Below are 14380 nucleotides of genomic sequence, written 5' to 3'. Positions count from 1 at the left end.
TAGTCCTGGGGGTAGACGAACTCCACCTCGAACTCCCCGGCGGCGTTCAAGTGCCCGCGGACCGGGTCACCGGTGTTGCCCGGCCCCTGACGCAGCATCTCCCACTGACCGTTGCGCTTCTTGTAGCGCATCTCGTAGTTCGCCCAGCTCAGCGGACGCTGCTCCTCCACCGCTCGCCCTCGCGGCTCAGCTGAATTCACCGGTGCGGTGACGGTGCCGGTGACGTTGACGACGGGCGGGGTGGGGTCCTGGCCGCACCAGGGGGCGGTGGGCTCGTCCGGCGGGCACGTGGGCGGGGGCGGCGGCGGGACGGGGCCGGTCGGCGGCGGAAGCGGCGGTGTCGGCACCCCCATCTCCGGCGGGTCCTGGTCGCAGCCGACGCCGTAGGTGTAGTCCCACGGCTCCCACGGCTGGTTGGGGCGGCCGACCTGAACACCGTGGAAGACCGACTGCATCGGGCCGACGCAGACGATCCGGTCGGGGTAGGAGGGATAGCCCAGGTGCCGGATCCTGGCGTTGACGGAGTCGGTCTCGCTGCAGTTGCGGCCCAGGAAGTAGATGCGCAGCGGATCGAACAGGGTCTGGTAACGCACCCGGTGGTATCCGCCGGTCTCGGTGTTACACGGAAAGGGCCTCTCCGTCTCGGCCGAGGATGAGCCGGGCGCCGGGCCCGCCACCGCGAAGACCCGGGGGGCCGTCTCCGCGCTGACGGGCGCGGGCGCGGCCACGGCCGGGGCCGGGGCGTTTGTCGCGCCGGTCTCCGCCGCCGCGGGGGAGGCGGGCAGTGTCAGGGCCGCCAGGATGGCGGCCGCCAGTAACGGCCGCGTCGGCCGCACCAGGTGTCGTAGTCGTCTGGTCATGGTCTTCCCCGAACGGTAGGCGCGTCGACACCGAGGGGCGGGCACCGCCACGGCCCCCGGCAAATCGCACTGATCTCCCACCTGTACGCAGCCCCTCGACCCCGAGATCCCGAAGTCGCCGACCGAACGGTGACCGGAGCGACGCATGAGGGCTACTGCCCGAATGACGGCCCGAAGGTAGAGGGCAGGGCCGCCGGCGGCCTGTGGGACCTCTACTGGGCGAAGCCGTTCCCCAGACCGGTCTCTACGACGTCTGGGTGCGCCTGCCGCGAGGCACCGTCCACAACGACTCCCGGGCCACCTACGAGATCACCACCAGCTTCGGTGTGGAGACCGTCACCTTGGACCACACCGCCGCCAACGACACCTGGATCAACCTCGGCAAGTACGGCTTCGAACTGCTCCACGACACCGACGTCCAGCTGCGCCTGCTCAACGGACCCGCCGCCCCCGGTGACGCCGTGGCGGAAAGCCTGCTGGCCGACGCGGTCATCGTCGCCCCCCATCAAGACTGACCCGCTCCCACGAGGCCTTCCCGGACACGCCTCACTCCGGGAAGGCCTCGGCCACCGAAGCCCCACTCGACAAGAGCCGCGCCACGTGATGGGCAGGGCCCTGAGACCAGCCGGCTGAAGGCGAGCGCTACCTTCGCGGGTATTTGATCTTGAGGCTGCCCATGCCGACCTTGCCGGTGACACGCAGCACCGGCGCGTCCGGACGGCCCGGGTCGGTGGCCTTGTTGCTGATCGTGCCCATGTTCGTCGTCACCGATTCGATCCACACGGTCCACCCGCGCGGCACGATCACCAGGATGCCGCCCATCCCGCAGGTCGCCTCCAGCAGCACCTCGCGATGCGAGCACACCGCCTCGGTGAAGTCGATCTTCACGTTGCCCGAGGTGCAACTCGCCACGATGCGCCCGGGCACCACCCAGTAGTCCTTCTGGTGGACCTGCCCGCTCTTCGTCCGCAACTCCAGGACCCTGCCGACATCGCCCGGCACGGCGAGTGTCCCGTCGGTCCGCGGCAGGTCGGCGGTGAGGGCCCTCAGGTCGTCGTACGTCCTGGCGGCCTGAGTCCGCTCGATCCGCTCCTCCAGCTCCTCCAGGGTGAGCCGCCCGTCTCCGGCGGCCACGCGCAACTGCTCGATAACCACGTCCCGGTCGGCGTGCGACGCGCGAAGCCGGCCGTCAGGATGCGTCATAAGATCATGCTAGTCGGCCGAATGCGGGGTTACGATCCCTGATTCATAGGCGTACACGACGACCTGCGCCCGATCTCTCAGGCTCAGCTTGGCCAGTATCCGGCCCAGGTGCGTCTTGACCGTCGCCTCCGCCAGCTCCAGCCGACCGGCGATCTCCATGTTCGACAACCCCCTGGCCACCAGCACCAGCACCTCCCGCTCCCGCGCGGTCAACCCGGACAGCACCGCGGGCTCGGCCGCCCCCGCCGAGGGAAGATGCACCGCGAAACGCTCCAGCAAACGCCGCGTCGTGCTCGGAGCCACCACCGCGTCCCCGCTGTGCACCGACTGGATCGCGCTCACCAGATCGGCGGGCGGCACGTCCTTCAGCAGGAACCCCGACGCACCCGCCTTCAACGCCGCGAACGCGTACTCGTCCAGATCGAACGTGGTCAGGATCAGCACCCGAGGCCCGCCGGCCGCCGAACGGATCAGCCGCGTCGCCTCCACCCCGTCCATGACCGGCATCCGCACGTCCATCAGCACCACGTCGACGGCGACCGTCCGCACCGTCTCCACCGCGACCGCCCCGTTACCCGCCTCCGCGACGACCTCGATCCCGGGATGGGCACTGAGAACCATCCGGAAACCGGTGCGCAACAACTCCTGATCGTCGACCAGCATCACCCGGATCACCCGGTCACCCACCACGCGCTCCGTCAAGCCGCCCGACCCGCCCCGGTGTCGCCGATCGGCAACCGCGCCACCACCTGGAACCCGCCACCCGTTACGGGCCGTGCCTCCACGCTCCCGCCGAACAGCGCGACCCGCTCCCGCATGCCGACCAGACCGTGCCCGCCCTCACGCTCCGGCGTCGCGGCCCCGCGACCGTCGTCGGTCACCCGCAAGAGCAGCTCCCGCACGCCGTACTCCATCTCGACCGTGGCCCTGCTGTCCGGACCGCCATGCTTGAGGGTATTGGTGAGGGCCTCCTGCACGATCCGGTAAACCGTCAGCTGCTCCCCCTCGGGAAGCTCCCGGGGAACGCCGGACACCCGCAACTCCACCGGCAACCCCGACTCCCGCACCTGCGCTACCAGACCGTCCAGCTGCGACAGGCTCGGCTGCGGAGCGTACTCCTCCTGGACACCGTCGGCTCGCAACACGCCCACCATCCGCCGCATCTCCGCCAGCGCCCTGCGCCCCGTGGCCGAGACCGCCTGCATCGCCCTGCGCGCCTGCTCGGGATCGCTGTCGATCGCGTACCCCGCCCCGTCGGCCTGAACGATGATCACACTCACGTTGTGGGCGACCACGTCGTGCAGCTCACGGGCGATCCGGGCCCGCTCCGCCGCCGCCGCCAGCCTGGCCTGCTGATCGCGCTCCCGCTCGGCCCGCTCGGCCCGCTCCTCCAGACCCTCCAGGTAACGGCGGCGGGTGTTCGCGTAGATCCCCGCCATCCAGATCGCGACCGCGAACGCCGAGGCCGTGGCGAACGCACTCAGGTCAAACCCCTGAGGCACCCGCCCGAACACCAGGAACAACCCCAGCTCCACCACCAGACCCGCCCCCACCGCCCAGCGCAACGGGCGCCGCGACGCCACCTCGTACATGGCGACGAGCACGGAGAGGTTGAAGACCAGGGGTTGCACCCCGAGAAGCCACTGGAGGAAGGAAGCCAGCGAGATGATCGCGAAGACCGCGACGGGACGCTCGCGCAGCCAGAACAGCGGCACGAACAACAGCAGCGTCAACCCCGCGAACCCCCACGGCCCAAGCCTCTGCGCCCCCCAGGCCGCCAGATCGATCCCGACGGTCCAGACGTTGAGCAGCGAGACCAGCAGGAACGGAGCCAGCCACAGGGCATCCGTGATCCTGGGATGGCGCCCGCTCCAGGCGCGTAGTCTGCCGAACACATCACCACGATACGTATGCGCAGATCAGCGCCCTTCCCCCTCAAGGGGGAGCCCGGTGTACGACTCAGGTCGCACATCGAGCCGCACAGGTGGCACGGCTTACGCGGCCTTTACGGTCTCTGGGGCACCATGGTTTCCGGGAGCGCCCTCTGGGGTGAGTAAAGGGAGATAGTTTGTGGTGATCAATCACAACGACGCCGGGTCGCGCGGCCCCGAAGACGGGCCGCGCGACCTGACGTTTTCCTCCCGCCGCGCCGGATAGCCGCAATACCGGACGGCCGCTGCCCCGCCCGCTCGGATGTTCCGGTGACCCCACCCGCTCACCCGCGCGGATTCCCGGAGGCACCCGCGCGGATTCCCGGAGGTTTTCCCGTCCAGGGGTGGACATCGCGCGGTCCCGGACGAGACCGGACCCTACGCGGGCGACCGGCCGGAGCCACCCCGCACGGCGCGGCCAGGCGAACCCGTGTCACCACTCTCGCCCATCTCGACGGACGCGGCGGCGCGCTCCTCTTCGAGAACGGACTCGCGCAGCAACTGAATGGCCTTGCGTATGACCGCGGACCTCGACGCGAAGCGTTTTTCACTTCGACGGTATTCTGTGAAGAATGAATCCTGGGCCGATATTGTTACGCTGGTGTCTGTCGACTTTATGTCGGCCGGGCGATTTTGAATTGTTTTGTAGGGCCGCCGGGATTCGAACCCGGACTGTCACGGACCTAAACCGTGCGTCTCTGCCTTTGGACTACGGCCCCTTGATTTTCCTGCGAAATTCTCTGTCTGTGAATGGCGGTTCGGGCAGAGAAAGCGCAGATTTTCTTTTCGATTATCCAGCCAGTTGCCATTGATGTGGTCAACGTGAAGTATCAATGTCCGGCCTTGCCAGACGTCCCCGATCCTACATCCCGCGCAGTGGTACGGCACCCCGATTGCGATCATGCTGCGCCTGAGCTGCCTTGGATGTGGGCGAGAGCTGCCCTCTGGTCGTACGGTCAGGACCTGTTCCGGGCCGCGTCGCCTCGGTGGGGACTGTCCTCGCTGATGTGCCTGACCGAGGAAGTGGGACGTGTCGATTCCGAAGCGCTTCAGTTGGCGGCTGATGTGGGTGTAATTTCCGCCCGCGATGGTGATGCCGAGGCGGCGGAGGACGTCGGCGATGCTGAGGGAGTCGGCTGCGGCCTCCGCCGGCATTTCGGGGGTGTATTTGTATTTGATGGGCACGCCCCAAGCCCAGGCAATGGGACTGACAATTCTTGGGGCATGCTCACGTCGTATTAAATGGTGAGAAACGGGTTTTAGTCGATGTCGAGTTCGCGGCGGAGGCGGGCCACGTGGCCGGTCGCCTTCACGTTGTAGAGAGCCTTCTCGATCTTTCCGTCGGCGTCGATGACGAAGGTGGAGCGGATGACCCCGACGGTCGTCTTGCCGTACATCATCTTCTCCCCGTACACGTCGTAGGCCTTGTGGACATCGAGGGAGGGGTCGGACAGGAGGGGAAAGGTCAGGGCGTCGTGCTCGGCGAACTTGGCGAGCTTGGCCGGGCTGTCCTTCGAGACGCCGAGCACGGCGAATCCGGCCGCGGTCAGCGAGGCGAGGCTGTCGCGGAAGTCGCAGGCCTGCTTGGTGCAGCCCGGGGTCATCGCGGCCGGGTAGAAGTAGAGGATGACGCGCCGACCGCGGTGTGTCTCCAGCGACACGGTGGTGCCGTCGGCGGCGGGAAGCGTGAAGTCCGGGGCGGCGTCGCCCGGCTCGAGTTTCATGGTGGTCCTCCGAGGAATGGTTCCCCGATCAACTTACCGGCCTGTCCGAAGTGCCGTGGGCGGGCAGGACCTGACAGACTGATCAATGTCAAGGAGTAGGGGAGGAGCGCCATGGCGGACACCGATCCCGCGGAGCTGGAGCGGCAGATCGAGCGCACGCGCGCGGAGTTGGCTCAGACGGTGGACGCCATCGCGGACCGGGTGAGCCCCAAGCGGGTCGCGGCGCGCGGTGTGGCCAAGGTCAGGGCGAACGCGGAGCATCTCGTCGCCCAGGTCGGTGACATGGTGGGCGTGGCGGGACCGAAGCCGGTCAAGCTCGCCGGCGAGCCCGAGGATCTGTGGGCGGACGACCGGCCGGACCTGGCGCCGATCCTGATCGGGGTGGGGGCGGTGCTGGCACTCGGCGCGGTGGTCGTGTTGTGGCGGCGCCGGCGTCGCTGACCGGGGGTTCCGGTGTCGCCGACGACCGGTCGGCGGCCCCGAATTGAGTAGGGGTTTACTCATGTGACCTTTTTCCCGCTCGCGGAACATCGCGGGTAGGTGAAAGGGAGGGGTAAATCCATGAAAAACATCATTCGCGCCGCGATCGCGGTGGTGGCGACCACGGGCCTCGTGCTGACGGTGGCTCCGGCCGCCTTCGCCGCGACACCGGCGTCCGCCTCGTCCGCGTCGGCTGTGTCCTCGGTGTCCTCGGTGTCCTCGGCGCGCGACTTCGACGACAGCTTCGAGCAGGAGTCCAGGAACGGCCTGGCCACGCTGGAGGCCGAGTACTCGGTCAGGGGCGACGAGGAGGACGACAACACGTTCAGGCTGCGGGGCGAGCTGTACGACGGTGACAGGCGCACCTTCCGCCAGGGCGGTCGCTGCGCCTACGTCGAGGTCCAGGTCGTCCCGTCCGACGACGAGGACTGGGACGTCGCCAAGCGCGACAGGCTGTGCAGCTACGACGACACCAAGCGCTTCCGCGTCACGGCGCACGACGTCAGCGAGGTGCGGGTCAAGACCTGCCAGGTCAAGTTCCGGAGCTGGTCGACCCACAGGTGCAGCAGGTGGGAAGAGCTCGACCTGGGCTTCTGAGATCCCCCTGAGATTCCTCGGGAGCGCGGTCTCTCCGGGCGCGGAGCACCGGGGGCCGTAGCGCCCGGGGGTATGGCAGGAAAGGGCACCCGCCGCTGGAGCGGCGGGTGCCCTTTCCTCGTGCCGGGGTCCGCTCCCGTGTTCCGGACGGTGCCGGGTTCGGAAGGGACGCCGCTCTGCCGGAGTTCCAGCCGATCCCGGCCGTGGATCTGGGGGAGACAGAGGCAGCGGGTCAGAGGAAGGTGCGGCCCTCGCCCCGGTAGGTGGGGACCTCGTCCACGACCTCGTCCCCGTCGATCAGGTGCAGGCTCGCGAAGCGCTCGCAGAGCTCGCCCGCCTTGGCGTGCCGGAACCAGACCCGGTCGCCGGCGCGCAGGTCCTCGGCGGCCTGCCCGATGAGGGGGGTCTGCACCTCCCCGGCTCCCTCGTCGGGGTCGTAGCGCAGCCCGCACGGCAGGTAGGGCTGGGGCAGGCGGCTGTCGCCGGGGGCGCCGGAGGCGGGGTAGCCGCCGCCGAGGACGGTGACGACGCCGGGGGCGGGGCGGCGTACGACGGGCAGGGCGAACAGGGCGGCGGGCCGGCCGGTGAATCCCCGGTAGAAGTCGAACAGGCGGGGGTGGAAGAAGCCGGATCCGGCGGCGATCTCGGTGACGGCCCTCTCCTTGGCGGTCTTCTCGATGCTGCCGGTGCCGCCGCCGTTGACGAACTCCAGGTCGGTGATCTGGCGGACGGCCTGGACGATGCGGCCTCTGCGCGTGATCAGCTCGCGCCGGGACCGGGCCTGCATCAGGCGGACGGCCCGGGTCAGGACGGGGTGGCCCGGAGGGTCGTCGCCGACTCCGGCGATCTGCGCCTCGTACGCCATCAGGCCCGCGAGCCGGAATCCGGGCCGTTTCGCGATCTCGGTGGCCAGGTCGGCGGCCTGGCCGATCTCGCGGACGGGGGAGCGGCGGACCCCCGCCCTGAACCGGCCGCCGAAGGCGAGGTAGCCCGCGTCGACGTCCAGGCAGAGCCGGATCTCGTGGCGGTCGTGGACTCCGGAGACGGCGGACTCGATGAGGTCCAGGTGCTCGGCGTGGTCCACCATGATCGTGATCTCCCGCGCCGCGACCGGGCCGGCGGCCAGCTCGGCGAGCGCGGCGCGGTCGACGGTGGGGTACGCCACGAGCACGTCCCGCATCCCGGTGGAGACGAGCCAGAGGGCCTCGGGGAGGGTGAAGGCCATGATCCCGGTGAAGCCGTCCATGGCGAGGACGCGTTCGAGCACGGCCCGGGACCTGATGGACTTGCTGGCGACCCTGATCGGCTTGCCCCCGGCCCGGCGGACCATTCCCTCGGCGTTGGCGTGCAGGGCGGGCAGGTCGAGGACGGCGAAGGGGGGATCCAGGTGCGCTGTGGCCCGGTCGTAGCGCTGGCGGTCGTCCATGTTCGCAGGATAACCCGGCCCCCACGAATATGAGCAATATTCATGTTGCCGGACGGGTGGTCAATGCTCCCGCCAGGAGGACCTCAAGATCGCGTAAGTGGGTGGTTGATCCCCGGCCCGCTCCTGCCCGGACGCGTACACATGACCGAATGACGACTACTCTCCAGGACATCCTGGCGGGCTCGGGAGGCACCGGCGGCGCGGGGACCACCACCGGAGGCTCGGGAGGCAAGGCGGCGGCCGAGCAGTTCCAGGACGTCCGGCGCAGGTCGGTGCGGTTGCTGCGGCCGGGAAGGACCCCCGCCGGTGTCCCCGCGGCCCTGATGGTCTCCGCCGTGCTGGTGGTCTCGGCCTCGGTGACGGTGGGCCTGCTCATGGAGTCGCCGGTCGCGCGGGTTCCCTACCGGCGGCTCGTCAACGGGGCCGGCGCGTGGAACTGGTCGGATCCCGCCACGTTCGCCGCGTCGACGCTCGCCATGGCGGCGGGCCTGGTGATGCTCGCGCTCGCCGCGCTGCCGGGCCGGACCCGGCTGGTGCCGCTGGAGTCGGGGGACCCGCACATGGTGATCGGCATCACCAGGTCCGGGCTTCGCCGCACGCTGCGGGAGGCCGCCGAGGCGGTGGAGGAGGTGAACGGGGCCCGGGTCCGGCTCACGTCGCGGATCGTCGAGGTCACCGTGTTCACCGACGCCGAGCGGACCGGGCCCGTGCTGCGCCGGGTGGGCGCGGCGGTGGGTGACCGGCTGTCCGGGCTGGGCGCGATGTGCGCGGGTGACGTCGTCGTACGGCTGCGCAGGAAGAAGGCGCGATGAGGCCCTATCTGGGCAACCGGATCGGTCTGGCCGTCACCGGGGCGGTGCTGGTGTGCGCGGGACTCTACGCCTTCCTGCGAGGACGCGGTGACATTCCCGGCCAGTCGCCCGGGGCCAGGCTCGTGCGCAAGGGGTTCCCCGGCTGGCTGGCCGCGCATCCGTGGCTGGGCTGGCTGGTGGCGCTGCTGCTGGTGGCGCTGGCACTCCTGGCGGTGCGGTGGCTGCTACACGCCCTGGGATGGGGGCGGTGGGGCAGGCGGTCCGGGACGGGGACCGCCATGCTCGGGGTTGCTCTTAAAGAAGTCGAAGGGCTCACCCGTGTCCGCGTCAGGTACATACGGCACGAGCGGCTGCGCATCGGGGTGGGCTGCGCGCCCGCGACCGATGTCGGCAAACTCGTGGCCCGGCTGAACAGGGACGCGGTGGGGAAGGTCCGACGGGCGCTCGGGGAGGTAGAACTCGGCGTGGTGGTTCGCCTGCACGTCCGCCGCCGCTGACCCTCCGGACGACGGCCGCTCGCCCGTCGCGCCGGACACCGGCCGCTCGCCCGTCCCTCCCAGCACCGGCCATTCGCCCGTCATGCCGTACGCCGGCCGTTCGCCGGTGACGCCGTACGCGGGTCGCTCGCCCGTCGCGCCGTACACCGGCGGCTCCGTCGTGCCCCCGTACGCGGTGCCTCCGTACGCGCCACCCCGGTGCGCCTGCTCGTCGTACGATCCCGGCCCGTACCCCGATTCCCCGACGGGGCTCGCGTACACCGGCCGTTCGGCCGTCGTGCGGTACGACGGGTCCTCGTCGCCGGGGCCCTCGTACGGCGGGTCCTCGTCCGGTTCCCCGGCCGTCGCCTCGGGCGCGTTCTCCTCGCGCCTGGCCCCGAAGGCCAGTCCGGCGGCGAGGCAGGCCAGCGGGAGGGCGGGGATGACGTAGCGGTGGTCGAAGGCCGCGATGAAGGGCGGCAGGACCAGCAGCATGGTCCCCGCCGCCCAGGGCAGCAGCACCGCGCCGCCGAGCCGCCGCAGCCGCATCAGCACCCCGACCAGGCCGACCAGCAGGATCACCGCGAGGTACGGGCCCCGCACGAAGGCGTACTCCTGGTAGCCGCGCAGCCAGCCCGCGTACGGCTCGACCATCACCGGCGCCCCCGACGAGCCCTGGTAGGCCACGGTCAGCTGCTCGGCGGTCTTTCCCTGCGAGGCGGCCCCCGAGGAGAAGGGCCGTACGGTGTCGGGGAAGACATAGGCGCTCTGCGGCCCGGGAGCCGGGTAGACGCGCCGGTTCCAGTCGAAGATGTGGGCCGCGTCCGCCAGGCCCGCCCGCAGGAAGTCGAACGGCTGGGCCATGATCGCCTGGGTGGCGAAGGCGCCCGCGAGCGCGTCGCGCTCCGCCCAGCTGCCCTTGACCTTGTTCAGCGGCGACTCGCCGTCCCAGATGTAGACCGGTGGCGCCGGGCGCTGTCCGAGCGGCTCGACGGGGCACAGGGCCGCCTCGGGACCGGCCGGGTGGATCCTGGAGCAGTCGGCGAAGGTCATCGTCCGCGCCCAGAGGAAGGCGTTCCCCCTGGTCAGCCCGAAGCTGCCGTGCTCGGCCCGGAACCAGGCCGCGTACGAGCCCAGGCCGATCGCGGCGGCCAGCGTCGCGGCGACGATCGCCCGCCATCCGGCCCGGCGGATCAGCATGCAGACCAGCGCCACGGCGATCAGCGGCAGCCCGATCGTGCGGGTGACGGTCGCCGCGGCCAGCAGCGCTCCGGCCAGTGCCGCGACCCACACCGCGGGGCGCCGCCGCCACAGCAGCAGCGTGACCGCCAGCACCGCCAGGAACTGGAAGAGCAGGTCCGCCATGACGAGGTGTTCGAGCTGGAGCTGGTAGGCGTCCAGCAGCACCGGCAGCGCGGCGAGCGTCGCGCCCCACCCCGGCAACCCGCCCAGCCTGCGCAGCAGCAGGTAGACGCAGACGGCCACGGCCAGTCCGAGCAGGTGCTGCACCGCGATCACCGCGGGAACGCTGGACAGCGGCTTGAGGATCCACAGGAACAGCGCGTAGCCCGCCGGGCGGGACTCCAGGGGGCGGGGGTCGAGCCCCGCGTTCAGGTAGACGAAGGAGTCGGCCCAGAACCACAGGGCGGGCCGGTAGCCGAGCATGGCGAGCAGTCGCAGTCCGCCGCCCGCCAGCAGGGCGGTGATGAAGAGCCAGTGCGACCCGAGGAAGCGGAGCACCCGCAGGGGGCGGGAGGGGTTCGCGGGGCGCTGGGAGCGACGGGAACGGCTTGCCGGGTGCGTTCCCGTTACCACCGCGACCTCCCGAGTCCCGCGCACATGGCCACCCAGCATAGGCGTGGGATCGGGGGGTCTTGCACGTGATGCGAAATTTGATAGGGATTGAGGTCAGCACTCGATGACGTTGACCGCGAGCCCTCCCCGGCTGGTCTCCTTGTACTTGTCGAGCATGTCGCGGCCGGTGTCGCGCATCGTCTTGATGGCCTTGTCCAGCGAGACGAAGTGGCGGCCGTCGCCGCGCATCGCGATCCTGGCGGCGGCGATGGCCTTGATCGAGGCGACCGCGTTGCGCTCGATGCACGGGATCTGCACCAGGCCGCCGATCGGGTCGCAGGTCAGCCCCAGGTTGTGCTCGATGCCGATCTCGGCGGCGTTCTCGACCTGCTCCGGGGTGCCGCCCATCACCTCGGTGAGCCCGGCGGCGGCCATCGAGCAGGCCGAGCCGACCTCGCCCTGGCAGCCGACCTCGGCGCCGGAGATGGAGGCGTTCTCCTTGAACAGCACGCCGATCGCCCCCGCGGTCAGCAGGAAGCGGATCACGCCCTCGTCGTCGGAGTCCTTCGTGAAGCGGTCGTAGTAGGTGAGCACGGCCGGGATGATGCCCGCGGCGCCGTTGGTGGGCGCGGTGACGATGCGGCCTCCGGCGGCGTTCTCCTCGTTGACCGCGAGGGCGAACAGCGAGACCCAGTCCATCGTCTGCAGCGAGTCCTTCTCCGGCGACTCGCTGCGCAGCTGCCGGTGGAGCTGGTGGGCGCGGCGGCGGACCTTCAGGCCGCCGGGCAGCACGCCCTCCTTGCCGATGCCGCGCCGCACGCACTCGCTCATGACCTGCCACAGCACGAGCAGCTGGGCGCGGATCTCGGCCTCGGTGCGGCCGAACGCCCGCTCGTTCTCCAGCATCAGCCCGGAGATCGACAGCCCGGTCTCCTCGCACTGGGCGAGCAGCTCCGCGGCCGTGGTGAAGGGGTACGGCAGGACGGTGTCGTCGGCTTTGATCCGGTCGGCGCCGGTGGCGTTCTCGTCGACGACGAAGCCGCCGCCCACCGAGTAGTAGACCTTCTCGCGGATCGTCTCGCCGGACTCGGACAGCGCGGTGAAGCGCATGCCGTTGGGGTGGCCGGGGAGCGAGATCTTGCGTTCGAAGACGAGGTCCTCGCCGATGACGAAGGGGATCTCGCGGGAGCCGTACAGGGGGAGGGTGCCGGACTCGCGCATGGCGGCGAGCCGCTCGTCGACCGTGTCGACGTCGACCAGCTCGGGCTTCTCGCCGGACAGGCCGAGCAGCACGGCCTTGTCGCTGCCGTGGCCCTTGCCGGTCAGGCCCAGCGAGCCGTACAGGACGGCTCTCACCCGGGCGGTCTTCTCCAGGAGCCCGTCCTGGTGGAGGCCGCGGGCGAACTTGTGGGCGGCGGCCATCGGGCCGCCGGTGTGCGAGCTGGACGGGCCGATTCCGATCTTGAAGAGATCGAAGACGCTGATCGTCATCTGAATCCTTCCAGCGTGGACGGCCACGCGCGCCCGGAGACGCGCGTGGCCGTGACGCGAGGGGGGAGAGGCTTAGGACTCACCCGAGGTGAGCGCGGCGTACTCCTCCGGCGACAGCAGGTCGTCGGCGGAGCCCTCGAGGCGTACGCGGAACAGCCAGCCGTCGCCGTAGGGGTCGCTGTTGACCAGCGAGGGGTCGTCCACGACGGTCTGGTTGACCTCGACGACCTCGCCGGAGACCGGTGCGAAGATGTCGCTCACCGACTTGGTCGACTCGACCTCGCCGACCGCGTCGCCGGCGGTGATCGTCGAACCGACCTCGGGGAGGATCTGCACGAAGACCACGTCGCCCAGCGCCTGGGCGGCGTAGGCGGTGATGCCGACGGTGAGGGTCAGGCCGTCATCGATGCCGGAGATCCACTCGTGTTCCTTGGTGTAGTGCAGTTCCTCGGGAATGCTGCTCATTTTTTCCTCCTGTAGAAAGGCAGTGCGACGACCTCGACCGGCTCGTGGCTGCCCCTGATGTCCACGGCCAGTCCTGACGACAGGCCGTTGTCCACGTAGGCCATGGCGATGGGCCTGCCCAGTGACTGGGAGGGCGCCCCGCTGGTGACCTCGCCGACGACCGTGCCGTCGCCGGCGACCACCACCGGGTACCCGTGCCGGGGCACCCTGCGGCCGGTCGCGATCAGACCGACCAGGCGGCGGGACGGCGGGACGTCCTTGCGTGATTCGAGGGCGGCCCGGCCGACGAAGTCGCCCGGCTTGTCAAACCTCACCACACGGCCCAGCCCGGCGTCGAACGGGGTGAGCCCGGCCGACAGCTCGTTGCCGTAGAGCGGCATCCCTGCCTCCAGACGGAGGGTGTCGCGGGCGGACAGGCCCGCGGGGATCAGGCCGTGCGGCGCGCCCGCCTCGGTGAGGGCGGCCCAGACCGGTTCCGCGTCCTCGGCCGCGACGAACAGCTCGAAGCCGTCCTCGCCGGTGTAGCCCGTACGGGCGACGAGGGCCTCGCGGCCCGCGACGACGGCGGGCAGGCCGGCGTAGTACTTGAGCCCGTCGAGGTCGGCGTCGGTGAGCGCGCCCAGGATCTCCGCGGAGCGCGGGCCCTGGACCGCGACCAGCGCGTACCGCTCCGAGCGGTCGTCCACCGCGGCGTCGAAGCCCTTGGCGCGGCCGGTCAGCTCGGCGGCCACCCGCGGGTAGTTGGAGGCGTTGGCGACGACCATGAACTCGGCGGGGGCGAGCCGATAGACGATCAGGTCGTCCAGCACGCCGCCCTCGGCGTCGACGATCATCGTGTAGCGGGCGCGGCCGGGCTCCAGCGCGGACAGGTGGCCGACCAGCGCGTAGTCGAGGGCCTCGGCGGCCTGCGGCCCGGTCACGAAGATCTCGCCCATGTGGGAGAGGTCGAACAGGCCGGCCGCCTGGCGGACCGCGTTGTGCTCGGCCGACTCGCTGCCGTAGCGGAGCGGCATCAGCCAGCCCGCGAAGTCGGTCAGCGTCGCGCCGAGGGACTCGTGCACGCCGCGCAGCGGCGTAGGTCGGGACATGTGCGCACCTCAGACAAGGGACAGATGAGAGCA

General features: G+C 70.4%; 14 protein-coding genes and 1 tRNA gene. 4 read left to right on the top strand and 11 right to left on the bottom strand.

The genetic code is table 11. The annotated features are described in order from the left end of the window. Positions 1-860 (bottom strand): hypothetical protein (locus tag ACTOQ1_RS29730; protein WP_440071267.1); only part of this gene is annotated, 860 nt, incomplete at its 3' end. 203 nt (positions 861-1063) lie between these two features. Between ACTOQ1_RS29730 and ACTOQ1_RS29725 the strand changes: the two genes are divergently transcribed. Beyond that, complete coding sequence (locus ACTOQ1_RS29725; RefSeq protein WP_440071266.1) at positions 1064-1375, top strand: golvesin C-terminal-like domain-containing protein; 312 nt, start codon at positions 1064-1066, stop codon at positions 1373-1375. Positions 1376-1502: 127 nt separating this feature from the next. On the opposite strand, the gene ACTOQ1_RS29720 is transcribed toward ACTOQ1_RS29725, so the two are convergent. From ACTOQ1_RS29720 to bcp, 5 genes are all read right to left on the bottom strand, one after another. After that, complete coding sequence (locus ACTOQ1_RS29720) at positions 1503-2063, bottom strand: DUF1707 SHOCT-like domain-containing protein (protein ID WP_440071265.1); 561 nt, start codon at positions 2061-2063, stop codon at positions 1503-1505. A 9-nt stretch (positions 2064-2072) separates the two neighbouring features. Further along, a complete protein-coding gene (locus ACTOQ1_RS29715) occupies positions 2073-2738 on the bottom strand; it encodes a response regulator (protein ID WP_440071272.1) in 666 nt (221 codons plus the stop codon). A 23-nt stretch (positions 2739-2761) separates the two neighbouring features. Beyond that, positions 2762-3958 (bottom strand): sensor histidine kinase, encoded by a 1197-nt coding sequence (locus tag ACTOQ1_RS29710; protein ID WP_440071264.1) that lies wholly within the window; start codon positions 3956-3958, stop codon positions 2762-2764. Between the two features lie 682 nt (positions 3959-4640). After that, positions 4641-4713, bottom strand: a tRNA-Leu gene (locus tag ACTOQ1_RS29705). Positions 4714-5253: 540 nt separating this feature from the next. Further along, positions 5254-5718, bottom strand: coding sequence for a thioredoxin-dependent thiol peroxidase (bcp, locus tag ACTOQ1_RS29700; RefSeq protein WP_440071263.1), 465 nt, complete (start codon positions 5716-5718; stop codon positions 5254-5256). A gap of 111 nt (positions 5719-5829) precedes the next feature. Between bcp and ACTOQ1_RS29695 the strand changes: the two genes are divergently transcribed. Both ACTOQ1_RS29695 and ACTOQ1_RS29690 read left to right on the top strand, forming a co-directional pair. Beyond that, positions 5830-6159, top strand: coding sequence for a DUF3618 domain-containing protein (locus ACTOQ1_RS29695; RefSeq protein ID WP_362680133.1), 330 nt, complete (start codon positions 5830-5832; stop codon positions 6157-6159). 120 nt (positions 6160-6279) lie between these two features. Continuing rightward, the gene (locus ACTOQ1_RS29690) at positions 6280-6795 is read left to right on the top strand and encodes a hypothetical protein (RefSeq protein ID WP_440071262.1); all 516 of its coding nucleotides are present in this window, start codon (positions 6280-6282) and stop codon (positions 6793-6795) included. A gap of 232 nt (positions 6796-7027) precedes the next feature. Here the strand turns inward: ACTOQ1_RS29690 and ACTOQ1_RS29685 are convergent, their stop codons facing one another. Next, positions 7028-8221, bottom strand: coding sequence for an amino acid deaminase/aldolase (locus ACTOQ1_RS29685; protein ID WP_440071261.1), 1194 nt, complete (start codon positions 8219-8221; stop codon positions 7028-7030). 149 nt (positions 8222-8370) lie between these two features. On the opposite strand from ACTOQ1_RS29685, the gene ACTOQ1_RS29680 reads away from it, so the two are divergent. Next, a complete protein-coding gene (locus tag ACTOQ1_RS29680) occupies positions 8371-9033 on the top strand; it encodes a DUF6286 domain-containing protein (protein WP_440071260.1) in 663 nt (220 codons plus the stop codon). Between the two features lie 224 nt (positions 9034-9257). On the opposite strand, the gene ACTOQ1_RS29675 is transcribed toward ACTOQ1_RS29680, so the two are convergent. The 4 genes from ACTOQ1_RS29675 to gcvT form a co-directional block, all read right to left on the bottom strand. Further along, positions 9258-11324, bottom strand: coding sequence for a hypothetical protein (locus ACTOQ1_RS29675; RefSeq protein ID WP_440071259.1), 2067 nt, complete (start codon positions 11322-11324; stop codon positions 9258-9260). Positions 11325-11417: 93 nt separating this feature from the next. Continuing rightward, positions 11418-12794, bottom strand: a complete 1377-nt coding sequence (locus ACTOQ1_RS29670; RefSeq protein ID WP_440071258.1) for an L-serine ammonia-lyase — start codon at positions 12792-12794, stop codon at positions 11418-11420. 72 nt (positions 12795-12866) lie between these two features. After that, positions 12867-13259, bottom strand: coding sequence for a glycine cleavage system protein GcvH (gcvH, locus tag ACTOQ1_RS29665; protein ID WP_440071257.1), 393 nt, complete (start codon positions 13257-13259; stop codon positions 12867-12869). Beyond that, positions 13256-14347 (bottom strand): glycine cleavage system aminomethyltransferase GcvT, encoded by a 1092-nt coding sequence (gcvT, locus tag ACTOQ1_RS29660; RefSeq protein WP_440071256.1) that lies wholly within the window; start codon positions 14345-14347, stop codon positions 13256-13258. The genes gcvH and gcvT overlap by 4 nt, the downstream gene beginning before the upstream one ends. Between the last annotated feature and the right edge of the window lie 33 nt (positions 14348-14380).

Origin of the sequence: Streptosporangium sp. OZ121 (genome assembly GCF_051918885.1) — a bacterium.
Taxonomy (GTDB): domain Bacteria; phylum Actinomycetota; class Actinomycetes; order Streptosporangiales; family Streptosporangiaceae; genus Streptosporangium.
Note: the sequence above shows the minus strand (reverse complement) of the source record. Positions and strands in the feature narration are given on the sequence as shown.

Excerpts from the sequence above, each read along its gene's own strand:
- ACTOQ1_RS29720 (WP_440071265.1), bottom strand. The coding sequence starts at position 2,063 with ATGACGCATCCTGACGGCCGGCTTCGCGCGTCGCACGCCGACCGGGAC.
- bcp (WP_440071263.1), bottom strand. The coding sequence starts at position 5,718 with ATGAAACTCGAGCCGGGCGACGCCGCCCCGGACTTCACGCTTCCCGCC.
- ACTOQ1_RS29695 (WP_362680133.1), top strand. The coding sequence starts at position 5,830 with ATGGCGGACACCGATCCCGCGGAGCTGGAGCGGCAGATCGAGCGCACG.
- ACTOQ1_RS29690 (WP_440071262.1), top strand. The coding sequence starts at position 6,280 with ATGAAAAACATCATTCGCGCCGCGATCGCGGTGGTGGCGACCACGGGC.
- ACTOQ1_RS29685 (WP_440071261.1), bottom strand. The coding sequence starts at position 8,221 with ATGGACGACCGCCAGCGCTACGACCGGGCCACAGCGCACCTGGATCCC.
- ACTOQ1_RS29680 (WP_440071260.1), top strand. The coding sequence starts at position 8,371 with ATGACGACTACTCTCCAGGACATCCTGGCGGGCTCGGGAGGCACCGGC.
- ACTOQ1_RS29670 (WP_440071258.1), bottom strand. The coding sequence starts at position 12,794 with ATGACGATCAGCGTCTTCGATCTCTTCAAGATCGGAATCGGCCCGTCC.
- gcvH (WP_440071257.1), bottom strand. The coding sequence starts at position 13,259 with ATGAGCAGCATTCCCGAGGAACTGCACTACACCAAGGAACACGAGTGG.
- gcvT (WP_440071256.1), bottom strand. The coding sequence starts at position 14,347 with ATGTCCCGACCTACGCCGCTGCGCGGCGTGCACGAGTCCCTCGGCGCG.